The organism is Paenibacillus gallinarum (assembly GCF_014836635.1).
In the GTDB taxonomy this organism is placed as follows: Bacteria; Bacillota; Bacilli; order Paenibacillales; family Paenibacillaceae; genus Paenibacillus; species Paenibacillus gallinarum.
In genome coordinates this window covers 1-25,356 of the sequence record NZ_JACSQL010000016.1, presented here as the reverse complement: position 1 = coordinate 25,356, position 25,356 = coordinate 1, and the positions used below count along the sequence as shown (strand labels likewise).

At 35.9% G+C, this 25,356-nt stretch carries 22 protein-coding genes and 2 tRNA genes; 4 read left to right on the top strand and 20 right to left on the bottom strand.

The genetic code is table 11. The features are described from left to right. Positions 1-726 precede the first annotated feature (726 nt). The 13 genes from H9647_RS22460 to H9647_RS22400 all read right to left on the bottom strand — a co-directional run bounded on the left by H9647_RS22460 (position 727) and on the right by H9647_RS22400 (position 13,677). Positions 727-2,532 carry an ABC transporter ATP-binding protein gene (locus tag H9647_RS22460; protein WP_191804271.1) on the bottom strand — a complete coding sequence of 602 codons (1,806 nt, stop codon included), beginning with the start codon at positions 2,530-2,532 and terminating at the stop codon, positions 727-729. 29 nt (positions 2,533-2,561) lie between these two features. Further along, on the bottom strand, positions 2,562-3,044 hold the full coding sequence (locus H9647_RS22455; RefSeq protein WP_191804269.1) for a lasso peptide biosynthesis B2 protein: 483 nt from the start codon (positions 3,042-3,044) through the stop codon (positions 2,562-2,564). Further along, entirely contained in the window at positions 3,044-3,337 is a 294-nt protein-coding gene (locus H9647_RS22450) for a lasso peptide biosynthesis PqqD family chaperone (RefSeq protein WP_404822647.1), read from the bottom strand. The genes H9647_RS22455 and H9647_RS22450 overlap by 1 nt, the downstream gene beginning before the upstream one ends. A 362-nt stretch (positions 3,338-3,699) precedes the next feature. Next, positions 3,700-4,860 carry a nucleotidyltransferase domain-containing protein gene (locus H9647_RS22445; protein WP_191804265.1) on the bottom strand — a complete coding sequence of 387 codons (1,161 nt, stop codon included), beginning with the start codon at positions 4,858-4,860 and terminating at the stop codon, positions 3,700-3,702. A gap of 6 nt (positions 4,861-4,866) precedes the next feature. Continuing rightward, positions 4,867-6,261, bottom strand: a complete 1,395-nt coding sequence (locus H9647_RS22440; RefSeq protein ID WP_191804263.1) for a hypothetical protein — start codon at positions 6,259-6,261, stop codon at positions 4,867-4,869. A gap of 151 nt (positions 6,262-6,412) precedes the next feature. Continuing rightward, on the bottom strand, positions 6,413-7,477 hold the full coding sequence (locus H9647_RS22435) for a glycosyltransferase family 4 protein (RefSeq protein ID WP_191804261.1): 1,065 nt from the start codon (positions 7,475-7,477) through the stop codon (positions 6,413-6,415). 29 nt (positions 7,478-7,506) lie between these two features. Beyond that, complete coding sequence (pssE, locus tag H9647_RS22430; protein WP_191804259.1) at positions 7,507-7,989, bottom strand: PssE/Cps14G family polysaccharide biosynthesis glycosyltransferase; 483 nt, start codon at positions 7,987-7,989, stop codon at positions 7,507-7,509. After that, positions 7,986-8,444, bottom strand: coding sequence for a PssD/Cps14F family polysaccharide biosynthesis glycosyltransferase (pssD, locus tag H9647_RS22425; protein WP_191804256.1), 459 nt, complete (start codon positions 8,442-8,444; stop codon positions 7,986-7,988). The genes pssE and pssD overlap by 4 nt, the downstream gene beginning before the upstream one ends. Positions 8,445-8,508: 64 nt before the next feature. Further along, the gene (locus H9647_RS22420; RefSeq protein ID WP_191804254.1) at positions 8,509-9,468 is read right to left on the bottom strand and encodes a polysaccharide pyruvyl transferase family protein; all 960 of its coding nucleotides are present in this window, start codon (positions 9,466-9,468) and stop codon (positions 8,509-8,511) included. Continuing rightward, positions 9,465-10,817, bottom strand: a complete 1,353-nt coding sequence (locus H9647_RS22415; RefSeq protein WP_225229505.1) for a lipopolysaccharide biosynthesis protein — start codon at positions 10,815-10,817, stop codon at positions 9,465-9,467. The genes H9647_RS22420 and H9647_RS22415 overlap by 4 nt, the downstream gene beginning before the upstream one ends. Positions 10,818-10,852: 35 nt before the next feature. Beyond that, positions 10,853-11,779, bottom strand: coding sequence for a beta-1,6-N-acetylglucosaminyltransferase (locus H9647_RS22410; protein ID WP_318245360.1), 927 nt, complete (start codon positions 11,777-11,779; stop codon positions 10,853-10,855). Between the two features lie 532 nt (positions 11,780-12,311). Then, positions 12,312-12,953: a CpsD/CapB family tyrosine-protein kinase gene (locus tag H9647_RS22405; protein WP_191804250.1), complete on the bottom strand. Its 642-nt coding sequence runs from the start codon at positions 12,951-12,953 to the stop codon at positions 12,312-12,314. Further along, positions 12,934-13,677 carry a YveK family protein gene (locus H9647_RS22400; protein WP_191804248.1) on the bottom strand — a complete coding sequence of 248 codons (744 nt, stop codon included), beginning with the start codon at positions 13,675-13,677 and terminating at the stop codon, positions 12,934-12,936. Before H9647_RS22400 ends, H9647_RS22405 begins: the two co-directional genes overlap by 20 nt. Before the next feature lie 562 nt (positions 13,678-14,239). Between H9647_RS22400 and H9647_RS22395 the strand changes: the two genes are divergently transcribed. The 4 genes from H9647_RS22395 to H9647_RS22380 all read left to right on the top strand — a co-directional run bounded on the left by H9647_RS22395 (position 14,240) and on the right by H9647_RS22380 (position 17,693). Next, complete coding sequence (locus H9647_RS22395) at positions 14,240-16,189, top strand: asparagine synthase-related protein (RefSeq protein ID WP_191804246.1); 1,950 nt, start codon at positions 14,240-14,242, stop codon at positions 16,187-16,189. Between the two features lie 17 nt (positions 16,190-16,206). Next, the gene (locus H9647_RS22390) at positions 16,207-16,332 is read left to right on the top strand and encodes a paeninodin family lasso peptide (protein ID WP_191804244.1); all 126 of its coding nucleotides are present in this window, start codon (positions 16,207-16,209) and stop codon (positions 16,330-16,332) included. A gap of 105 nt (positions 16,333-16,437) precedes the next feature. After that, a complete protein-coding gene (locus H9647_RS22385) occupies positions 16,438-17,358 on the top strand; it encodes a phosphoenolpyruvate carboxykinase (ATP) (RefSeq protein ID WP_191804242.1) in 921 nt (306 codons plus the stop codon). A 170-nt stretch (positions 17,359-17,528) separates the two neighbouring features. Continuing rightward, a complete protein-coding gene (locus H9647_RS22380) occupies positions 17,529-17,693 on the top strand; it encodes a hypothetical protein (protein WP_191804240.1) in 165 nt (54 codons plus the stop codon). A 140-nt stretch (positions 17,694-17,833) separates the two neighbouring features. On the opposite strand, the gene H9647_RS22375 is transcribed toward H9647_RS22380, so the two are convergent. The 7 genes from H9647_RS22375 to H9647_RS22345 all read right to left on the bottom strand — a co-directional run bounded on the left by H9647_RS22375 (position 17,834) and on the right by H9647_RS22345 (position 25,356). After that, positions 17,834-18,652 (bottom strand): methyl-accepting chemotaxis protein, encoded by an 819-nt coding sequence (locus H9647_RS22375; RefSeq protein WP_191804238.1) that lies wholly within the window; start codon positions 18,650-18,652, stop codon positions 17,834-17,836. A gap of 154 nt (positions 18,653-18,806) precedes the next feature. Then, positions 18,807-19,442: a 2OG-Fe(II) oxygenase gene (locus tag H9647_RS22370; protein WP_191804236.1), complete on the bottom strand. Its 636-nt coding sequence runs from the start codon at positions 19,440-19,442 to the stop codon at positions 18,807-18,809. Between the two features lie 304 nt (positions 19,443-19,746). Then, positions 19,747-22,290 carry an ABC transporter permease gene (locus H9647_RS22365; RefSeq protein ID WP_225229504.1) on the bottom strand — a complete coding sequence of 848 codons (2,544 nt, stop codon included), beginning with the start codon at positions 22,288-22,290 and terminating at the stop codon, positions 19,747-19,749. Between the two features lie 6 nt (positions 22,291-22,296). Continuing rightward, positions 22,297-22,998 (bottom strand): ABC transporter ATP-binding protein, encoded by a 702-nt coding sequence (locus tag H9647_RS22360; protein ID WP_191804234.1) that lies wholly within the window; start codon positions 22,996-22,998, stop codon positions 22,297-22,299. Between the two features lie 644 nt (positions 22,999-23,642). Then, positions 23,643-24,908: a mechanosensitive ion channel family protein gene (locus H9647_RS22355; RefSeq protein ID WP_191804232.1), complete on the bottom strand. Its 1,266-nt coding sequence runs from the start codon at positions 24,906-24,908 to the stop codon at positions 23,643-23,645. Between the two features lie 295 nt (positions 24,909-25,203). Further along, positions 25,204-25,274 (bottom strand) — tRNA-Gly (locus H9647_RS22350). 9 nt (positions 25,275-25,283) lie between these two features. Then, positions 25,284-25,356: transfer RNA gene (locus tag H9647_RS22345), tRNA-Pro, on the bottom strand.

Below are 25,356 nucleotides of genomic sequence, written 5' to 3'. Positions count from 1 at the left end.
AAGGCTTTAGGTCATATAAATTCTTATGAAATCAAGCCATTAAATTAAAAAGGAAAAACAGTATTCGATACATATGTATTGTACATAAAAAGAGTTGGAATGAGGCTCTGACGACTACTTGATCATTCGCAATGACAGGATATCTACTCTTTTCTGAGATAACTCAACCTATTGGTATTTCATTTTTTATACAGCGAAAAAAATTGATCAGCCTTGCTTATTCCTTTGAGCATACTACTCATGCTATAAACAGACCCTGCAAACATACCTAAATTAGAAATAACGATCTGTAAAGGGTTATTTAGTTCCTTTACCTATGCAAGCGAAAAGGGTTATCAGTTAGCTAACCTCCCACATTAGTAACAGTAGGACATTTAACTCTATAGACATAGATTCTAAAGAAACAACACCCCACAGCCTTAAGGCTTGTGGGGTTTCCATACTCAATATTAAATTTTTATTTTAGTCCACGGTTGCCTTCAACGACATTGAACCCGACACAATCGCTTTTATCACATGATTTACAACCATCTTCAACGATTGCGCTGACATTTACGATTCATTGTTTCCACCGTTTGATCTCAATAGAGCCAAATCCTTTATATGCGAGGTACAAAATTAATTTGTAAGATAAGCATTATCCTATTCTGAATAATACAAAAGGCAGCTGTCCTCTTTAATCCTAAGGAACAGCTGCCTGCACAGATTCATAAGGCTAGATAATCTCTACGCCTGAATACCCGTCTGGTAATTGAGTAACTGTCTGAAGGTACCTTTACTTTCCTGCGACAATTGCTGGTATCCGCCTTGTTGAATAACGTTGCCCTCTTCCATTACGATGACCTGATCGGCATTTCGGATTGTGGACAGCCGGTGTGCAATAACGATAATCGTCATTTTTCCCTTAAGAAGCTCAAGCGCATCTTGGATAAGGCGTTCATTTTCACTGTCTAGCGCACTTGTTGCTTCATCTAATACAAGAATTGATGGACGTTTCAAGATAGCCCTTGAAAGTACGAGCCGCTGACGTTCTCCTCCCGATAAGCGGATTCCGCGGTCACCGATAATCGTGTCTAACCCTTGCTGAGACTTACGAATAAATTCATCCGCGGCAGAGAACTTCAAGGCTTCCCATAGCTCAGCATCGTCTGCATTAGGAGCAACGAGCTTCAGGTTGTCCCGGATACTCTCATTGAAAAGAAATGGATCCTGCGCTACATAACCGATGGCTCCGCGCAGTCCAAGAAGCTGCTGATCATCTCGAAGTGATACCCCATCGATCAAGACTTCCCCATTTTCCGGTTGAATTAACCCCATGAGCAAGTCAATAAGCGTGCTCTTGCCGGCACCAGATTTCCCTACAATTGCTGTCATACGATTGGCAGGAATATGAACATTAATATCAGTTAAAGCATACACAGATGAATTCGAATCATACCGATAATCAACATCCTGGCATTCAATTCCATATTCCATTTGGAACTCATGCGGTTTAGTAACGGCAGTTACATCTTCAAGTTCCTGATCTGCCTCATATTCCATCTGTAACTTACGCATAGCTCGGAACGCAGGGAAATTGGAAGCAAGCTGCTCTGTATTCGATTGAATACTAATAAACCTTGGCCATAGACGCGAGAAAATGAGAATAACCACAATCAATTCCTCTGCTGGGGTATGGAATACCTCAAGCGCCAAATACACAAAGCCCGCAACAAGAACGACCGAGGAGAGACGATATATGAGCTGGGACAAAGAATTCATTTTTCCAAATTGGATAAAATTATCTTCCATTCTTCGAGATAAATTTTTGAACCAGTGAATATGAGACTCCTCTAACCGATTGCTTTTGATATCCTTAATTCCATTGAAATGATCATTAATTCCCGCATAGTAATACTTAGACAGCTCTGTTGTCTGCTCCCCAATACGCTTTGATTTCTTAATAAACCTACGCCCGAATAGAGCAAGCAGCCCGCCGCTAATGAGAACAACGAGTGTTAACATGGGTGACAACCATAGAGCAAGACCAATCTGTATTATCGTGAACAGAACTGAAGTAATCATTTGCAAGAATAAAGATGTTCCGTAATTCACACGTCCGAGCTCATTAGACATCACATGATTAAAATCCGACTTCCTTCTTCGTAAGAAGAACTCCCACTTCGCCTGCAGCAATCCTTGGTACGTCTCCACCCTAAGTCTGCGGATAAAACCCTGTAGAATCTTCGCATTCAATAAGGTCTGACTCCGCTGAAGCAGTGCCTGTCCCCCAACAATCATGACATATAACGCCAGCACCATCGGTAAATTCAGTTCAAATGACCATGAATTGATGAAGTCTTGTAGTAAGGAGATCAGCGGTATCCCATCCAAATTGGTGTTAAATATACCTATAATGCTGAGGAGAGGAACGATCAAATAAATTCCTATACCATCTAGTAAACTGATGAACAATGTCATGGACATATTTATGTATAACTTTATACCTGCGAAATGGTGCATTTTATGAATAAAATAAAATAGATCCTTCAATATACATAACTCCTTGTGCGGATGACAGATCACCGCTTCATGGGCAATAAATTTTCTCCCTTTACGATCTTCCCAAATATCCCTACAACAGCATACCTTTCATGACCTTCTTTACCGGTTACAATATATGGACCGCTGCGTAGCCAAGCGTGAGCAACCATCTGTCCCTTCTCATCCCGGCCACTCCCCAGATAGAGTGTGCACGAAACCCCTCTTCGTTCAAGCATCTTCATCGCAGCGACCGCCTTAACCAAACACTGACTCTCCCATAAAGTAAGACGACTCATTACATGGACTGTTCTGGAGATCTTACGCAATAGCAAAAGATCCTGTTCCGTATAGCCTGTAGAAGGGGTTTCCTTCATATGCTCCCCTAAAGAGGGAGCTACCTTGGAAAAGGGAAGTAGCTTAAACACCCTCCCCCAGGCAAGGTAAAAATAAGCTTCAAAGAACATCCGCTTCATATCGAGTGGATAAGACATAAACTTGCGTGCTTTTCTACAGAGACACATTACTGATGTTTCACCTGCACAAGCCCCTCAGAGATGAGCTGCTTCAGAAATGTATGTACTTGCTGCTCGCACACCTCAGGTTCAATCTCATATTCGGTTACTAATTGCTCAACCATGCCAGCGATCGTCACAGGAGAAGCAGCCAGTTCCCAGATGCGGCCGCCGATCTGACCCAGATTATAATACTTACCGTTCTCGATGCTAAGCATCACCTTTTCGCCATCCATATCACTAACTAGGAAACCTTTGGATTGTACTATAAGATCGTCGGCTGTGATGAATTCAACGTTCATAGACATTAACCTCCTAAATGGGATTTGATTTAACTTTTCGACTAAACTTGTTTGATCCACGCGACTGTTTACCTGAACCGTAAACTCAGCGTTAAGTATTTAGCGCATCTAAAAATGTGACTATAGTTGTAAATATAGTAGTACGTAAACAGATCTTATATTAAATTACGATATTTAATTTCAGTTCGTGGTGCAGAATTATACTTATTAACAGTTTAACTTTGAGAATATGTATCTAATCTTAATTATATTAAGAAATGATACCTAATTTTTCTGATTGGATTTAGCAAATCTGATTATTTATAGCCTTGAAACAAGTTAATACAGCACCAATATTAATATCTGTACCAGTTTTAAACCAATTAAAAATATTGTCGCTTCATTTGTCGCCAGACCCAAAGAAAAGGACGCAGAGGAAAATAAAGAAAATGAAGTGATCTCGGTAAGGGTAATAATGAAGCGTCATGTGTACTAGGGTAGAGTCTATTTATAAAATATTGAATTTTTTGTTTGGTGGTTAATAAAGAAAAAATATAACGTTTAAATTCCTTACTCTCTAGGATGTCTCCATTGGGTGATATTTCAAATGTATTATTTAGAATATAAAGTGATTTCTGAGCTAGCTGAATCGAACGATTGCTATACAAAGTTACCTTCAACTCTTCAGGAATTGGTGTTGAAAGTAACTGGCTAACTAATATAATTGCTTGACCACCTAAGTGATCGATACCATCGTTTTGAAATTTTTTAATTAGTACATTTAAGTCTAGCCATTCTCTTTGGATCATTCGATCAATATCAATTAACCAGCGCAAGCGCATCCATCCATGTCTTGCCCCATGCGTTACTAAATAAACAAGTAAATCCTCATTTCCTAATAAATATAGCGGATTACTAGAAAAAACAATCTCACTTCGTCTTTCCCAGACCTCATTGAACGAGGCACTGCTAGACTCGGGATTTATACGCCAATGGAGTTCGATTTCGGTACGGTTTAATGGATGATAATAACTAATATGGTGACTTTTCCACTTCCATACATTTAATAATCTCTCATCGGTTACATATCCAAGACTTATTAAAGTTTCTTCTGCCTTTCTAACATCTTCTAGTTGTACTAGAATATCTAAATCTTTAGATGTACGTAGCGAAATATCTCCGTAAAGTTTCTTTGCTAACACTGGTCCTTTTAAATGTATAGATCGTATCCCTCTGTCCGTAAATTCTTTATTCACTTTTTCCATTTCAGAACATAATTGAAGCATTTTCATTACATTGTTTCTGTACTTTGTTTTGAGCTTTCCCATAACAAATGGAGGTATCAAGTCAAGGTCTAATTTACTTAGCTCCATATACATAACTGGATATATTCTATGAAAATCAATAATTTCCAAAAACTTATCCCAATCTATTCTTGAGCAAATCAATTTAATTGATTCTTCTTTAATTAAATTCCCATTAATTATCTTTAAAATAAACAATAATTCATTAGAAAACTCTGATAAATCAATTTTATTTTTCAAATAAGATTACCTCTCAGTAATTTTTTTTTGAACTATATCACTCTGGTATACTATTTTTAAATTGGATGAATCTAATAGTTTATTCTGAGAACAAATCAAAGAAAATCCGATTCCTGTTGTAACAAAAATAAATACACTTTGAGGTGAACTATTAAATACAGGCTCACCGAAACTCTCCACAAGCGCCTGTATAAGAACAAATGCAGCAAACAAAACAAAACTCTTAGCTATTTTATTCCCTATATTTTTATAATTAGAGAAAAGCTTTATTAATAAGTAGGCGAATAATACCAACAATATAATTGTTCCACAATACCCTAATTCGCCTAGTATATAGGGCCAATAAGTATCAGTTGCCCATATGGGGTTTTCTGGAGACAGACCATAGATATTATTCATTCCATACTCATAATAAACCGGTGAGTATTCCTCTCTTGCAATGAAGCCTCCATAACGACCAAAGCCAACCCCGAAAGGAAAATTAGTATTGGCAATTACAAAAGCAAAATGATACATTGCTTTCCTTGCTGATTTCATTACATCTACCTCGACATACCTTGACACTGTTAGATCAGTTAATTCAACTAAATAGTTTCCAGCTAACAAAAAAATGACTACAGAAATTATTGTTACGGGTATAATTAAAGTTAACACGTTTTTTATACCAGATATTAAATAAAAAATAGATATAATCACCAAAATTGCAATAATAGTTTTAAACCTAAATGACAATACTGCAAAAAAGAAAAAAATGCATGCAAAATAAAAATATCGAAAATCACTTTGCACTTTATAGTTTACGGCTAAATACACTCCAATAAATGCCATAAACCACCCGTAAATTCCCGGATGAATAAATAAAGACTGTAAACTAGCTATTCCTAACCGATAGTCAACAGAAGTTTTAATTCCAATGAGACTTCTAAAAGCACTTGGTGCTGCTAGATCTACGAGTGAAAAAAACAGCACTCCCAAAGCTGCATATTTTACCCATTTAACATATTTCAATAAATCACTATTACTAAAAGATATATTTGAAAAAACAAATAGATACAATAATCCTTTAATCATTAATTGCATTCCTTGCAAACTTATATTGAATGGATTATTGTTATTAATTGATGACATTGTTCCAAAAAACAACACCCCTACTATGGCTAGAAATATTAGACCTCCAAAAATTTTCTTTCCTCTTAAAAAGTTAATTATTAAGGCAGGGATACATATAAACACGAACATCTCATCTAAATAGGTAAGAAAAACACCTGCTGGTCCTAGTAGATTTTGTATTGTATCTTGAAAAAGGATCAATATTAAAAAGGGAGGTATAACATTCTTAATATTAACCTCATTTGTAGCCAAAAATACAAGGACTACATATCCAATCACACCTAAAACCATTAGTAATGTAGCTAAATTTCCTGGTAAGAAGAATCCAATAATAGCTGCAAAGCAAAGTGACAGAAATATGACACTTGCTCTAATTGATGAATGTAAGATACCTAATCACCATCTCATTCTCCCTTCCAATAATTTAGTTTTGTTAATTGTATTAACAAATTATACTTTGATAAATAGTTCTTAATTTTTTTGTTATAATATTCATGTCAAATTTTTCACTAATAATGATTCTATTCTCCATTCCCATTGCCTGTCTTAATTTTTTATCATTTATAAGTGTCTCCAATGATTCAGTAAGACCATCTATATCTCCCGGATCGATTAAAAAACCATTTTTCCCATTTAAGATTACTTCAGGAATCCCCCCCACAAAAGTCGCAACGATTGGCAACGAATTACTCATCGCCTCTAGAACCGCCATCGGTAACCCTTCGTTATATGAAGGCAACACTAGAATGTCAACTAATTTCAGAAGTTTTTCTCTCTGATCGGTATCAATCCAACCTAAAACATCTATATAATCAAGTAGCTCTTTCTCTGATATGACTCTCTTAACTTCCTCAATTTCGCCATCTCCTGCGAATATAAACTTTGCTTTAATTCCTTTACTTTTCAGCATTAATATTGCTTCGATTAGATCGTACGTACCTTTTCTTTTTCCAAGTCTTCCAAGAAATAAACACATTGGATAATCATTATCTTTTTCATCGGGAATCATATTCTTATTTGTAAAAACTCCATTGTATAAAACTTCAACTTTATCAACTGGAACAATATTAGAATAATAATTCTTCCACTCAACTGATAAAACTATTAGTTTATTGGCTTTGTTTAATATATATTCACAAATTTTTTTTTGTAACTTATTACTATTATAAAACTCATTAAAATCTGCACCATGAAGATGGAAAATAACCGGAATTCGAAACATTTTCCCAATTAATAAAAAAATAGCTTTTCTATAAAAACTACCTCTCTCGGACATGTGTATATGTATAATGTCAGGATGCTTGGTCATCAGAATCTTCAAGTATTTAAAGAGTGCATTAAGGAAAATTTTTATTTTCACATATGCATTGCCAGTTATATAAGTTTCAACTCTAAGTAATTGAAAAAAATTAGATATCGTTGATTGTTCTATATTTCGAATAACTGTGACAATCCCCCCCATATCTTTCAATGAAGAACCCACGACCACAACCGTTGGTTTCATCATGAATGCCTCCTTTCACAAAATAGGTCTAGTCAATTATATTGATCTACATAATCTTTTATAGCCGATATTAATGATGTCTCTGTTTTCACATAGTTTTTCAGATTTACCATTTCGAGATTTTTAAAAATCCTTTCAATGTCCTTCTGGTTGTTAGCAGTCATAATTAAATTCTTTTTTTTGAAAACATCTGTAATTTCCATTTGATGATTATCAATGTGCTCTCCTAGTTCCATTGTTCGTGGAACCACAATGATTTTTTTGTTGTTTTCCAAACAATTAGTTATTGTTCCAACTCCTGCATGCGTAATGATGATATCTGAAGCTAGAATATTTTCCATCATCTCAGTTTCTTGTAAAAATTTATAAATAGTCATTCTATCCGAAGCGTACTCTGTATAACCAACTTGAGCGATTACCTCATCTGTGATCAGGTGTGACTGAATAAGTTTTTCGACCATCTGAAACAATCTAGTAAAAGGAAATTTTTGAGTTCCAACAGTAACAAAAATCAATATAATGACCCCCTATATTTTGCTTTAGGGTAATGCGCGATAAGGCTCGGCCATTGTATATAAAATTCATCTGCAAATTTATAAATGACCTTCCCTGTCAAACTAGGGGTTAGAATTTTTGCAAAACTTTCAATATAGACTACTTTTTTCCCCAATATCTTACCAAATAAGCAGAGAGGAAAAACAGCGCCAGCCCCCGTGGTAATAATGATTTTAGGATTTTCTTTTATTAAAATTCTCAATGATTTAATTATGTTTAATAATAAATTTAGATAAAAAAACCAACCATGCCTTTCTTGTTGCCGGAGATAATAGACTTTTTCTCTTTTCGCTAAGGAACGGCTCATTTCGCTTAATTCTGTAACTATAAAGTAATTATGTGTAGATACTGCCGGAATAAATTTCTGCAACTCGACTAGATGACCTCCTGTAGAACTTATTAAACAAACTTTCACTGTATTTTCCCCCTTTCAACAATGCAATGAAACTTGACTTCTTTATCTATTCAATAACATCTATCTAATTCCCACTAATATTTAATTGAGCATTTTTACAGCGAAAAGTCCAAGTATGATAATAATTTGAATTTTTTCCATATGAGTTATCAACTAGAATGTGTGGTTTATCCATTAAACATGATAGAATGTGCCCATGAAGTCTAGATGTTTTCACCATTTTGTAGGTGCCAAATAAATTCAGGGCTTTATTTAACAAATGTTCTGAGTAGAGGTACCATATAGAATTCATCGGTAATCTTATTCCAACTCTTCCTTTTAGAGAAATCATTTTGGAAATTATCTTTATAGTTAACTGTTCTCGAAAAGTGTATAACGTTCCCCAATCTTGATAGTCATTGTCACTTTTCAATTCTTTTCTCTCTTGGCTGCCATTAGCCTCTTTATCAAGACGTAGAAAACAAAGCATTTCTTTGCTTGACTCTTTTAATGATACTATAGGCCATAATTGATGTGCCATATCTGGAGAAAGGTACAGATTACAGGAAGAAAATTTTTCATGAGCTAGTTCAAGACTAACCTTATCCCTTACAAATAAATGAATATCTTTATGATTGTTTATGATGGCAGCTGACTTATCACATTCCGATTGGTTCTCAAAATATATGGTTTGTGGCAAGATAACTATGCGATGATTAGGATATCTTTGTATTATCCTCTCCCTTAATCCTTGATAATTGGGATATAAATCCCCAAAATTTCCACCACCATGTAATACAATCGTGCAGTCCTTTGGAATAGTTATTTTTTTAGGGAAATCATTGATACAATATCTCGCTAGGACATTAATATTATAATCCTCAAAAAACTTTTCTGTTCCTTTCATTATTAGTAAATCTCCCCCATTGTCGTGCAATGGATAATCTATGTAGTATATATTCGAACCAGAGGGAACTACTTTAAGTATATCTTTCAATTTTCCTTTTAATTCATCCATTGGATGAGTTTCCATGGTAGTTTTCATGAAACCATTCTCCCTTTTCTAATTCTTTTTTCTTTTAATATATTTTTCAAATATGCAAAATCAGCATGATCATACAAAATACATCTTAGAGGTACATTGAAAGCGTGTGGTATTTGAACCAAAGTAATAATTAACCTTACTACAGCGCCTGATAGGAGGGCTAATGCTAATCCTTCCAATCCCAATAAAGGAGTAAAAATAAAAAATAATACTACATTTATTGCTATTGCTATTGCTTGTCTAATTAGGACTAATTCTGGTCGACCAATTGCATTAAAAGAAGAAGCTAAAATCCAGGAACCCCCTCCTATTATGCATTCAAGTGATAATATATAAAAGGTAGTACTAGCCTCAAGAAACTCCTTTCCAAAGAGTATCCCAAGTAAAAAACGCCCTATAAATAAAGATGGTATAAGTAACGTAACCATTAACATCATCGATATACGGAATGACTTACCTACAATTGATAGAATCTCTTCTCGTTCTAAACCTGTAACCTTTGGGAAGAGGACATCAGTAATTGCTAATTGTACTGTATTAAAGACACGCGATAATGCAAAAACAACAGAATATAATCCCAAATCCCTTGGCGTTAATAATGAAACTATAATGAGCTTATCTGCTTGAGTATATATGGTACTCATTAGATCCAATCCATAAACCTTAACTCCATATCTAAATAGCTGTTTTGTTGATTCAGCATTAATAGGTAATTTATATAAGTGGCTTTTTGAAATCTGTCTTTTAAGAACTATTCCCCCAGCTATAACTGCAAGAATGGAGGGAATTAAATAACTTATAGTTGCAGTTATTAAATTTAAATATCCACTCAATCCCAATACTATTAAACTAATAGCATTCAACAGAGGTACAGATAACAACAATCCATTACTTATATGAAACTTATCAAAACTTTTAGCTAATGCAGATAGAATATTCGTTGATAAAGTTAAAGGAATTGAAAAAAGTGTGTACATTTGTGCTAATTGAATTGCAGTTAATGAATAGTTCTCTAACCATATGGGAAGACAAAACCATGCAACTATACCAGTAATTAAACTTATAGGTATTAGATAAATAAATATCACTTTCACAAAGGCAGAAACCTTATTATTACTTTTATTTTGTTTGACATTGTATATTAGTGAAGTAGGCAGCCCCAGTCCAACAAGACCTGATAAGAACACTGGCCAAAAAACGATTACAGCCAGTTCACCCCTACCCTCTACTCCAAGCATTCTCGCTATGATAATAGAGTGTATCATGGTCAACATCATTACTGAGAAGTTTGTAATACTTGAGAGCAGTATTGTGCCTATTAAGCTATCATTTCGAATAATTCTTTTCATACTTAAACCGCCCATTGGAACATCTCCATATAAATTTATGCATTTGCAAATTTATTTTCGGTCTGTTTAATTTGCTTATCGATACTATCCAACAATGATGATGAGTCGAATGTATTAACTTTTCGAATGAACAGTTTATCTGAGGAAAGCACTTCATCCAAGTCATTTAATGTATACCATTTCTGTAAGGAAGGATGAATATGATGAATATTAGGCCATATAGGCCATTTATAGTCTCTTATTAGAAATGGTTCTTCTTTACCTAGAAAAGTTCTATTCTTATACATAGAGTTATAAATGAGCGTGTGAAAATATTTCTCGTCTGGAGCAAATGAATACTTAAAATAAGTATCTATTCTTGGATATTCTCTTATCATTTTTAATAAATCCTCTGCGCACTCTTGAGTAATAGCCCACCACTGCGAACCCATATAAACATCAAACCTCTGTTTACCCATCTCAATAAATAATTTTTTGTGTATCGGGATACAACCATTGAGAGTCGTAATCATTTTCGTTATCACTTTGTATAAAAAATTATTCTTAATATTAATATCCATGAAAAAGTATCGTAGAATATGATTACGATGATGTTTACTGTTGCTATCTGATATCTTAGATGCTCTAATAAATTCAATTTCAGGATACAAATCAAAAAAATCATGGATTTGTATGTTGCTGACCAAGGGATAATCTGAACCAGACAATAAAACTATTTTTTTGTATTTAACACCTGAGGAAATACATCTTTTTAATAAAGCTATCGTCGCTTTAATCACATTAAAGCCAGCCCAATAAATAGGATACCGTTCTTCCAAAAATAAAACATTTGTTAAATGAGTAACCTCGCTTTGAAAATCAATCTCTGAGGTTTTCTTATCAATATGTACATAAAAATCCGCCTTGTAATTCAACATATTAACCATACGCCCAAAATGTTTGTGATCATTATGAGCTAATATACAATATGCGACTTTCTCCTTCAGAAGAAATCCTCCTAAATAATAAGTTTTTATTTTTGCATCTTATTTGAATCCCTTACACTGCCCAAGGAAAATTGCAAAACAGTTCATCTTTTCAAAAAAGTTTTATGCAATATTTGCTCCTATCTTGCTGCGAATATATTAAATACTTGTATTTTATGAGCGATGTAATGCATCAATTTATCTTTGCTAAACAAATTATTCTCCAACTCAAATCGGTGTTCAAAGTAATCTCCAAGTATCCAAGGAAACGTTTACCTTTATGGTCTCGATGATTCTTTCTCATCTCTTTAAGATAACAGCAATGATATTTTGTAATTGATCAACTTATGTATTAAATTTATACTTAAAAGGAACATTCACTCTATTAAGGGCATATGACCCTTTTTTATATGATACCTTCAACAATAAAGTCTAAACTCCTTAGTACCCACAACATATACGAGTATCTACAAGTTACCTTTCATCGCTATCTTTAGGGATAATTAATAACAATCTAAGCATGAATTTATTAATTAACCCGATTAATAACAATACCCAAAATTTTAGCGTTAACATGCTCTAATTGTTCTTGTGCTTTCTTCAACTTTTCCTTTTTAACTTTTCCTGCAGCAACTACAATAATGACGCCATCGCATAAAGCGCTGACTATTAAGCTGTCTGTTACAGCAAGCACCGAGGGAGTGTCTATAAGAATAATTTCATATTGCTCTTTCATTTGCTCTAATAGTTTATGCATTGCAAGTGAATTAACTAACTCAGACGGATTTGGAGATAATGGCCCAGAAGGGAGTAACGACAATTGACTAATAAACGTTTCCTGAATGGATTCCTTCACATTTGTTTGGCCTGTTAACAATGTGCTTAAGCCTTGGTGGTTTAATTGGGAGAAAATTCGGTGCAGAGATGGATTACGTAGATCTGCATCGATAAGAAGCACCCTTTTACCCTCCTGTGCATAAGTAATAGCCAAGTTACTGATAGTTGTGCTTTTCCCTTCTCCTGACTGGGATGATGTCACCACAATAGTCTTTAAATCCATATCCTTTGATGAAAAAGAAATTTTTGTTCGGAGTAACCTATACTCTTCTGATATGGGAGTTTTTTTATTTTCAGACACAATTAGGCTATTATTATTGATTGAGCGTCGCATACTTACCGTCACCTACTTCTAATGATTTCGGTCTTGTAATAGTTTTTAGGTCCTCTTGTGTAATATTTGCAACCGAGGCGAGCACTGGCACTTCAAATATTTCAGTGATGTCTGCTTCTGTCTTTAATGTGTCATCAAAATAATCAAGAAGAAATACTAGCCCGACAGCTAACATAAGAGAAACAACCATACTAATTAATATATTCATTATAGGATTTAGGTTGATTGGCCCAGGAGTAACCGTCGTGTCTGCCATACTCAAAATAGTAATATTATCAATCTTCATAATAAGAGGAATTTGCTCTTTAAACACCGTTGAGACAGCATTTACGATTGCGGCAGCTTTTGCGTATGAGGTATCTTGATAGACCAAATTCATAACCTGAGAGTTATTTGAAGATGTTACAGATATTCCTGATAGTAATTCTGCAGAACTTTTATTCAAATCAGGATATTTTTCAACAACTTTATTCATAATAGCTGAGGAATTGATAATCTCCTTGTAAGAATTAATAAGAATAATGCTTGTTTGAACTGTGTTAGTATTAAGGGTTGAAGTTATATCACCAGATGACTGATTAACGATAAGCTTGGCATTAGCTGCATATATTGGATTAGTAAAGTAAAAACTCTTGATTCCTGTTGCTACGACTGCAATCATCACAATAGCTGTGATCAACCACCATCTTTTTTTAATAACTTCAAAATACTGTTTAAGATCCATATAGTCCCCCCCCTAAGAAAATTCTGAAACATTCTAATCTAAACGTTCGATATTTGATTGATGTTAAAGGCGTTAATTCTAGTTGCATATCAATTTCGAAAAACACACTTGTATATCGACATCCCATAACTTACGATACAAATCGTATCATGTCAAGAGGGTTTTAACACTATCCATTTAATTAATAAAAGGATGGATACCTCATCTGAACGAAATTTATATAAGTAGAACTCTTTAAGAGATTAGCAGTGGGCAATCATGTATAAAATGAAGATAACCTCAGTTTTGGATAGCTAGCTTAAATTACTCAATAGTTCCTTTCCCCTGCAACGTAAATATGAAATATGTACGATTCGTTAGAGGACGCCTTGCCTGTTTAGCTATATGTTTATTTTTACTCAAATAAAGAACAATAATATTAGAGCCAAAACCATTAATATATTTTATATATATGGATATGACATAAAAACATTGATACAAACAGTATCGTTAGTGTATAATGACTATGGAACCATTTTTTAACAACTAAACTCACTGCAATAGGTATAACGGAGGAAATACAATGAGCGCAATTGCCGGTATTTATGGTTTTAATGGAGCACCTGTTTACATGGAGCACGGCCGGCTTGTAATGGAAGCGTTAAGGAAATATCCCGCTAATCAAAGCGCGACATGGAACAAAGAACAAGTTATGCTAGGCTGTCATGCTCAGTGGATTACGGAACAGTCCACTCACGAAGTCTTACCCGCTTATGATCCGATCCGGGGGCTTGCCATAACGGCAGATGCCATTATTGACAACAGAGAAGAACTAATGGAGCAATTGCAGGTTGCCAGAAATCTAAGATCCGAAATGACAGACAGTGAAATTCTACTATTGGCTTATGAATGTTGGTCAGAGCAAATGCCGGAAAAGCTAGTTGGAGATTTTGTATTCATTATCTGGGATGAACGTAAACAGACCCTTTTTGGTGCTAGAGATTTCTCCGGTGCGCGCACGCTTTACTATCACCGTAATAAGGAGTTCTTCTCCTTCTGCACAGTCATTAATCCATTGCTTTCCTTGCCTTATATACATAAGGAACTAAACGAAATATGGCTGGCTGAATTTCTCACCATCAGCGGTGTTTTTGAACCGCCAGATGTATCGACTTCGATTTATAAGCATATCGAGCAGCTACCACCATCTCATACGATAACAATTAAGAATAATCAAGTATACATTGACAGATACCATAGCCTTTCGAATATTGTTCCCTTGAGACTTTCATCATCGCAAGAATATGTGGAGGGTTTCCAAGAAGTATTTAGTAATGCTGTCATAGCGAGGATTCAGCGAACAAAACAGAGTGTAGGCGCACAGCTTAGTGGGGGATTAGATTCCGGCTCTATTGCCAGCTTCGCTGCGAAAGCCTTGAAGAAGGATAACCGCCCGCTTCACACCTTCAGCTATGTACCAGAGGATGGATTCGTGGACTGGACACCCAAGCGAAGGCTCGCAGACGAGAGGCCACTTATCAGGCAGACAGTTCAATATGTAGGAAACATTACCGAACATTATTTGAATTTTAATGGAAGAAGCTCATTTTCAGAAATCGATGATTGGATCGATATCATGGAGTCACCTTATAAGTTCTACGACAATACTTTTTGGCTAAGAGGAATTTATGAGCAGGCGAATCAACGTGGAATTAGTATTCTGCTTAATGGAGCGAGAGGAAATTACAGTATCTCTTGGGGATCGGCCATTGACTATTACTCCAAACTCATGAAAAAGTTTAATGTACTTCTCCTAACGAAGGAAGTTAATCAATACAGCAAAAATATAGATGTAGGGCGCAAGCGGATCTATTCTATGATTGGTCGTAAAGCATTTCCCTTACTCGATCGTCTAAAACCTTCCTTGTCCACCTATGATTACCCTCAAGTAATCAATACCGACTTTGCTAAAAGAACTGGTGTCTATGATAAGCTTAGCGATTCCAAGTTCGTTGATGTTGGATCAGCATTAGACCAACCTGCAGATCCACTTGAAGCTAGAATCCGACATTTTAATAGTATAAATATTTGGAATATTACTGGAGCAAGCAGAGGTAAACTTTCGCTTCGATATTCTGTATCGAGTCATGACCCTACCAATGATCTCCGGGTAATTCGATTCTGCCTATCAACTCCATTCGAACAATTCGTACAGGGTGGCGTAGATCGGGCATTAATCCGCAGAGCTACAAAAGGCTATCTGCCTGATACCATAAGACTTAATCAACGAACGAGAGGGGTACAGGCAGCAGATACTATCTATAGAATGCTAGATGACTGGCCAGTTTTTATTGAAGAGCTTGACCAGATGGTCAACGATTCTAGAATGCAGAGCATTCTAAACATGCCTGTCACTCAAGATGCCTTATCAGAGGCCCGTCTTGGCTTGGATCCAAATCAAGCCTACAACCCGCCAATCAGAGTGTTAATGCGCAACTTAATTTTGTATCGATTTCTCCAAAAAAACTTTTGAAAGGAGGTGAAATACATATGAAAAAGGAATGGAACATACCTGTTTTAGAAGTTCTTGATATTAATATGACGATGGCTGGTCCCGGTAGAAAAATTTTGGATGAACTTCAATTGGATATCGATGATCCAGTTAACTACAGCTAATTCTAAAAAAGCTATTACCTCTAAAAAGAGCAGCCCCTATACGCCTTACCGGGTATACGGGCTATCCTTTTTTATATTCGTATTTCAAACAATGGAGTGAGGACAGTGACTCAAATCCTTAACAAAAACCTATATACGGCCTTCGGGTATTCCATACATAGCGAAATCGCCTTACCTGAGGTACAACAACTGGATTCTCCTAATCACAATGTGAATATTGTCATTCGCTACACTGACTTAACAGAACAATGGACAAAGCTCTCGATTACATCGAAAACATCCGTATGTATGGAGAACATAGTCATGTTCAGGGTCGCTAATCTAGCTGTTTTTTCCATAGAGTACGGAAAAACCATCTCTATTTCCCCTGAGAAGGGTGCCGATGAAGATAAAATACGATTGTATATACTTGGAACATGTATGGGTGCTATTTTAATGCAGCGAAAAGTCCTTCCCTTACATGGCAGTGCGATAGTCATTAACGGCAAAGCTTACGCCTTCGTTGGACATTCCGGACATGGTAAATCCACACTTGCTTCGGCTCTCTTGCAACAAGGGTATCAACTATTAACAGATGATGTCATCGCCGTCACGCTAGATCATCAGAATATTCCTTATGTAACACCGGCCTACCCACAGCAAAAGCTATGGCAAGAAAGCTTAGATACTTTGGGAATGAATTCAAATCAATTTCGCCCCCTATTCGAACGTGAAAACAAATACGCCGTTCCTGTGGAATCTCATTTCTCCTCCGATACCCTTCCACTAGCCGGTATATTTGAGCTCATTAAAACAGATTGTGTTAATCCCCAAATAAGAGCGATTCAGAAGTTAGAACGGTTACCGCTTCTATATCGTCATACATACCGTAAATCCCTTATACAAGACAGTGGGTTAGCAAAATGGCATTTTGACACGACAGCCCGCTTAGCCAGCAATATGGATATATACGAAATTCAAAGACCAATACATAAGAATACCGTAAATCAACTAACTACGATGGTTTTGGATACAATCGGGAAATAAGAATAATCATCAGTTATATACCTATTGAAACAAAATAAGTTTTAAGCAGCAACCGTTTTCTGGGTATACACCGGGAAACGGTTGTTACATTTTTCTAAACGAATAGTTACACAATATCCAGCACATTATACTCTTAATAACTAATCCAATTCATAAGGAGGATCAATCAATTGAGCCCAAACCAACCTGACAAAAATCTGATCAACGAAGTAAACGATTTGGAATCAACACCAGTAAACAGCCTGGATGCTCAGCAACAACAACAGGCTCGTAATGATCGCCGAAAACAATCGCAACATGATGACAACGGTAAGCATAAGGAAAGCTATCACTAGTTTAGAACCTATGAGTGTATACAAAAAAGGACCAAGCACCCGCTTGGTTCTTTTTACTGAGCATCAAATGGATTCTATAGTCGTCTCTTAGAGCCGTTGACCCCACTGATATATGAAGTTTGACGCTAATTAGAGCTAAGTTATAATTTTTTTGCAAATTCATTCAACTGTTCTGACATCCGATCAACTTCTTCTATAAAATCGGAAACCTGGCGGGACGATATCGCCTGTCGTTCAACAATTGCCGTCATTTGTTCAATGGATACACGCATTTCGTTAATTGCCTCTTCAAATGTTTTCAGTGTAGTTTGAATCACATTCGTAGAGTTAAGCGACTCCTTGGATAATTTCCGTATCTCACTCGCTACAACACCGAATCCTCTTCCTAGATCTCCTGCATGAGCTGCTTCAATTGCTGCATTGATTCCTAATAAATTCGTTTGATCTGCTACTCTTTTGACAATCGTTACAACTTTATCTGTTTCTTTCACCTGTTCTACCGTCTGATGGGCGAACGTAAGCAACTCCTGAGCAGAATCGGCTAATTTTGATGAATCTTCTGCCACTTCTGAGATCTGTTTGTTGGCTTGTGTTAGTGAGAGCGAGATTTGGTCCGCTATGGCTATTAGCTCACTTTGTTTGCGTAGCTGAATGGCTATACCGCCAATGACATGGCCACTTGAATTGTGGAGCGGTGTAGCCGTCCCTATAAATTCAAAACCATAAAATGAAGCAGGTACCTCTGCCTTTAGTGCTATATTATCCCGAATTGCCTGCGTTAATGGTTCTTCGTGGTGCAAAGGTTGGCCGACATGAATCTCCAAATTAATATCTTCTCCAGGCCAATACGCAATAAATTTCTCTGTATCACAAATAGCAATCGATAGTTCAGCAGGAACTGCTGCCTTTAAGATTGGAATCATGGTAATCAGAGTGTCCAAGGATTCAATGGTGTTCATTCTATGACTCTCCTCAATGCTTAACTATGTATTAAAGCTTTAGTTCAATCTAGTTAAAACTACTAATCATTTGATTTTACCATCATTGGTTAATTCTGTGAATAAGTATAGAAACAATAAAAAAAGACCACCTCTACATAGTGGTCTCCCTATTTTAGAATCCTTCTCGTATTCGTTGTTTTCGCATCCACTGAGTCGCTACCCATTTTTCACCGCGGATAACGGGCTGTCCACTATGCAAAGTTAATTCGTTTAACTCCTGATTGTTATAGAAATATTCGAAGTAAATCGCAGAACCTTTCACTGGTTTCACCGTAATACCTAACCTCGGAAGGGTTGTTTCCCCTCCTTCTTCTACATCATTTAAATATATAATTAATGTACTGATTCGATTGTTATGACTAGAAGGACTACCCGTCCCAAAAAAATCATAATGTTCTTTAAACTCTTGCCCAGGTTCATAATGTAATACTTGTAGTCCTTCCGCATGTGAGATAGGTACATGCATTAAGTTTGATATGCGGTTTTCAATTTTTGTTATTAAAGGGCTTTCATTTTCATCAAAAAACATACCGCTGCTCGTCCGAATTTGACTCTCTTCTTTATTCACCAGTTTCGATTTTGTAAGACGTAATACAGCAGCATCAATAAACATCTGACATTCCTCTTCATTTAATACATCATCAAATTTCATTACTAAAGGTTCTTCATGTAAAACGGTGGCAGTAATCATGTGATTATCAATAGAATAGACAGATTGAATGGGTAAGATCGAAACTTCCTTTGTCATAATATGAATCAACCTCCTCTATAATCACTTACGATGACAAAAACAAGAACCTATAACTATAGCATAAAGCACTTACATTTATTTCAAATATACTATAGAAACAGTTCGAGTATAGGAATATACTCCAATACATATTCTTTAGACTATTTAAACAAATAAAAAATATTTAAATGGATATAAGGCTGATTAAATGAAGTTGGGGATGGTTGATTCTAGATAAAAAAAGAAAAGAGGTAACTCACGTAGCTTGAGAGTTACCTCTTTTAGAATAGGCCCAATAAATTGATAGTATTCGTACTTTATACTATTCGTTAGATTTTAATGCATCAATCATATTCACTTTCTTTAACTTCGCATGCATGATCATCATAACGATGGTTGAAAAGAATATCGTTATAGCTGCAGAGAAGATATGACTAAGAATTGAAACATCAGGATACATCATCATCGTATCCGTTTCTGCTGTATAAATGATAAACGCGTGTAATCCATTTCCCAAAAATGAACCCGTAACGATTCCTAGCAAGGTGAGTATGACATTTTCTCTTACGATATACATCGTTACCTCATTGTCATAGAACCCTAGCACTTTTATTGTAGATAGTTCCCTTATACGCTCCGATACATTGATATTATTCAAATTGTATAGAACCACAAAGGCCAAGCATCCAGCAGATATAATGATGACGATCATGACTAGGTTCATATTCGCAACGGAGTCTTCACTAGCTTCTTGCATGTTAGATGTTAACGTCACATTTATCACATTTTCATGATCCATAAGCTTGGATGATATCTCATCTTCATCAGCTATATCTCTATCGAAATTGAGTAGCTGTGTTTGATATACAGGCTTCTTTTCAAATACCTTTTCATAGTACGTAGGTGACATATAGATATAATGTTTAACGTAGTTTTCAGCGATCGCTTCTACCCTAATGTCATACGTATGATTATCATCATCTGTCATTGATACCGTATCTCCAACAGAAACATCTAAGAGCTTGGCTAATTTCTCGGTTATCACAACACCATCATCTGATATTTTATACTTTTCTCCAGATTCACGATTACCCAAAATGATAAATTCATCTAAATGGTCTGTAGATTGCGGCACATACAAGGTAGCTTCTTGATTATTCATATCTTCCTTACTAAATACAACAGCCTCTTGGTGCAGATCTAACTTATCTTCATATCCAGATAACACATTCAGCGTATCATCATACTCTTTCATTTCTTCATCTGTAGAATCGCCATCTAGGATGACCATCGCTTCATAATTCCACAACTGTCCAAACTGCCTGTCAACCATACCTACATTTGAATCTTTAAGTCCAAATCCGGTAACAAGTAATGCCATACAACCTGATATTCCGAATATCGTCATCAGCATACGTTGTTTATATCTAAAAATATTTCGAAATGTCACCTTATAATTAAAATTGAATCTTCTCCACACCGGCTTGACTCTCTCTAAGAGTATCTTTTTACCAACCCTCGGAGCTTTTACCTTCATCAAATTAGCTCGCTTATTTCTTAATTCAACTCTCAAAACAAACAAACTAGCTCCTACCGTACATAATATGGAGATTACTAGCGATTGAACGATATAGGACGGATAATAAACGATGCTTACTTTAGGCAAGCTGTATAAACTTTCATGCGCATTACTGATAATGCCTGGGAGTATACTCGCTCCAATGAGTATTCCTAATACAGATCCTAAAATACTTGCTAAGGATGCATAAATAATATATTTCTTCGCTATTTCAAAATTTCCATATCCCAAGGCTTTTAACGTACCGATCTCAATTCTATTTTCTTCGACCATTCTAGTCATCGTTGTTAAACAGATCATTACTGCTAATAGGAAGAAAAATACCGGCAACACGGAAGCAATACTATCTAAACTATGAATGGAATCTTTATATCCTAAATACCCCGGGTTATCCGTTCGATCGGACACATAGTACGCTAACTGATCTACATCCATCATACCTTCTGCCCGTTCATCAACAGATGCTTGATCCATATTATCCGTACTTTGAGAAAATTGTTTTAGTAAAGCTGCCTTTAATTCTTCTGTTCTTTCTTCCTTTCTGGCAGCAAAAAGGTTTTCAAGATATTCACTATTTTCATCCATTACATCTTGATACTCATCACTATATCCATCAAGGCCTTGTACATTCTTGAATCTTACATATAGCTCGGTGTATGCATCCATAGATAGATCAGAACGATTCAATACAGCAAAGTAATCAATACTGCCTTTACCAACAGATGTTATGCCTCTTGATCCTTTTTCAATATACATTGGGCTTCTTACAATACCTACGACCGTGAACGTTGACTGCTTAAAATTCTCCATTGTCTCATCGTCAGTCTTGATTGTATATTCTTGTCCGATCTGTATGTCCTTATTAAGCTTTAAGGCTTCTTCATCTATCGCGATTTCTCCACTGTTCTCAGGTAAGCGACCTTCTACAATGATGAAATCATTGATATTACTTTCCTTATCGTATTCCATAAATCTGACTACATTACTAGCGTTTGTAAGATTCACATCTATGCTATGTGTAGCGTAAAAATCCAAGATGCGATCATCATTTCTAAGCACATCAACATCGTCATCATCTAATCCAAAATTCGATACAACTTTACTATCCATCAAATGATATTCATTAAATAGATGATTGATCGCCTTGTTCATATCCGGTCCCGACGACTTTATACCTGAATAAAAAGCAACCCCTAAAAGAATAATAATCAATATCGAAATAAATCTGGCCTTAGAAGATAAAATTTCTCTAATCGTTAATTTCGTATACGGCTTAAGCTTCATCATGTACCCCTACCACTCAATATTTTCAATGGGAATTGGATTCTTATTCACTTCTACACTTCGAACCTTCGCATCATTGATTTTAATCACTCGATCTGCCATCTGTGCAATTGCCGAGTTATGTGTGATCACGATAACGGTTGTTCCCATTTTCCTGCATGTATCTTGAAGGGTTTGTAATACTTGCTTTCCGGTATTGTAATCGAGAGCACCCGTCGGTTCATCGCAAAGTAATAATTTAGGATTTTTGGCTACTGCTCTTGCAATAGAAACTCTTTGCTGCTCACCGCCGGATAATTGAGACGGGAAATTGTCTTTTCTATGATCAAGACCTACCAATTCAAGCGTTTGATCTACATCTAACGCATTCTTGGTGATTCGAGTAGCAAGTTCTACGTTTTCCTTGGCTGTTAAGTTTTGTACCAAATTATAAAACTGAAATACAAAACCTACATCATCTCTCCTATATTTAGTAAGCTGCTTATTATTAAATGTAGAAATAGCAAGCTCGTCCACTATGATTTCTCCTGAATCACAACTTTCCATTCCTCCAAGAATATTAAGTATAGTTGACTTTCCCGCTCCGCTTGGACCTAATATAACAACGAATTCTCCCTTTTCAATAGAAAAAGAGATCCCATTATTAGCGACAACTACGGTATCTCCCACCTTATATTTTTTATATACATCCTGAATCTTGATATACGACATCCTCTTCCTCCATTAACTATCCCTAGTTTTTATATGCATATTGAATTAATGAGTGATGCAATTGATTCATATCGCCATTAAATATACAACTTGTTTGTTTAATAGTACGTTAATATTATAAATTAGCAAAAATCCAATAACAACGACACATATTTTCTTTGTGTTATGAAATCAACATAATGAACAAGTTTGTTAAATTGATAAATGTTATATGAGTTAGATGATTTGTGTTTAAATGAGGAGATTCGTTATGGTAGGCATTAAAGGAAACCGAAGAGTTATATACACGAAAAAGGCAATTATAGATAGTATTCTTACCCTTCTTGAAGAGAAAGAAATTCACCAGATTCACTGTTGCTGAATGTACTCGAATTACTCAGAAAACAGGGATTTGTGTAAGATTTTATTTTGCAAACAGAGAGACAATAAGCTGTTAGATAAACTTATTGTTATTGCGAGTAAAGCTGATCCTGAACAGATTTCTAGATCACACTTAAGTGATTCTCGTTTGCTCCTGATAAGATGCTCTATAAAAGCGAAAAAACCACCATGAAGGTGGTTTTTAATTGTCATCATCAAGCTGTATATATCCAGTGCGAATTAAATTAGCATTCAATAAAGCCAGAACTTGCTTCAACATCTCTCTAATTATAGCTTGAGTATTCTCGCGAATATTCTTTGCTTTCTTTTAAATGAACGATATCATGGCCCGTAGGATTTTGGAAGGCACGAAGCCCAAAGGTTGGCGCAACTGCAAAGATATGATCAAAAATATCCGCCTGAACTGATTCATACACCGCCCAGTTGGTATCATTGCTAAAAGCGTAGATTTCCAGTGGTAGCCCGTTATCGCCAGGAGCTAGCTGTCTGACAATCAGCGTCATATCCTTATGAATTTTAGGGTGATTCCTCAGATATTGATGAATGTATTCTCGGAATACACCTATATTCGTAAGCTGCCTACCGTTCACCTTGCTCTCCGTATTAATCTGGTGTTCCATATTATAAATATTAATTTCATCCAATCTCGTCGTGATATAATCAGTGAGATAGTGTATCTTCTGAAGTTCCTCAATCATTTCCTTTGTACAAAAAGAGATACTGCTCGTATCAATATTAATACTACGCTTAATTCTTCTTCCACCGGATGCTTGCATACCTCTCCAATTTTTGAATGAGTCTGAAATAAGGGCATAGCTAGGAATCATGGTGATTGTCTTATCAAAGTTCATGACCATTACCGTATTTAATGTAATATCAATTACGTCACCGTTCGCATCATACTTAGGCATTTCTATCCAGTCGCCTACACGTACCATATCATTCGAGGATAATTGAACGCCTGCCACGAGGCCTAAGATGGAGTCCTTAAAAACTAACATCAGAACAGCTGATAAGGCACCAAACCCGCTGAGAATGATCAAGGGATTCTGACCAATGAGGCTTGATATCACTAAAATCGTAGCGATGATGTATAGTAAGATCTTTGCCACCTGAATGTATCCTTTGATCGGTCTGATCTTGGAAACCTCAAACGTACGATAAATCGCTTCAACAGCATTAAGCAGCGCACTAAACACCCTGGTGGTTACGATAATCATATAAATTATTGCCAGCTTCTTAATCGAAATTTGATATGACGGAAAGATTGATGCAGAAGAATAGATAATGATAGCTGGCACGAGATGCGACAGCTTATGGAACACTTTTTTCTCTAAAATAATATTGTCCCACGTATACCGATTGTTATTAATGATATGAATAATCGTCTTCAGCACGATTTTTTTGGTTATAAAATTGGCTAGAATGCAGACCAACGCTATAAAAATAGCCATGATCAAGTTTGATAGATAACCAACCGTAGCTTCGCTCATTCCATATCCGTCTAATTGATTTCTGATAAATCCCATTGTTTCCTCCTGACTATGTGTAGATTAGCCTAATATTATAGTGTACTTTTAAAACCTAAGCAAATACAAACGCTGTCTGATAAGGCTGTTAAAAAACAAAGGCGAACGCCCTTTTTTCTTAAGGAACTTCACCTAGTTCATTACTTTTGTATTCTAACGACTCCCAACTACTGAAATATCAAAAAGTACATTCTCTTCCGTAAATGGTGGCAGGTATAATCGAAACATCGAAACTTCTATCAATATATACAAAAAAAAGCCTAGTTACATAACCAGACTTGAATAAAAATATGGAAGCGGGTGATGGGAATCGAACCCACGCTATCAGCTTGGAAGGCTGAAGTTCTACCATTGAACTACACCCGCGTACTAATATCGGGATGACACGATTTGAACATGCGACCCCCTGGTCCCAAACCAGGTGCTCTACCAAGCTGAGCTACATCCC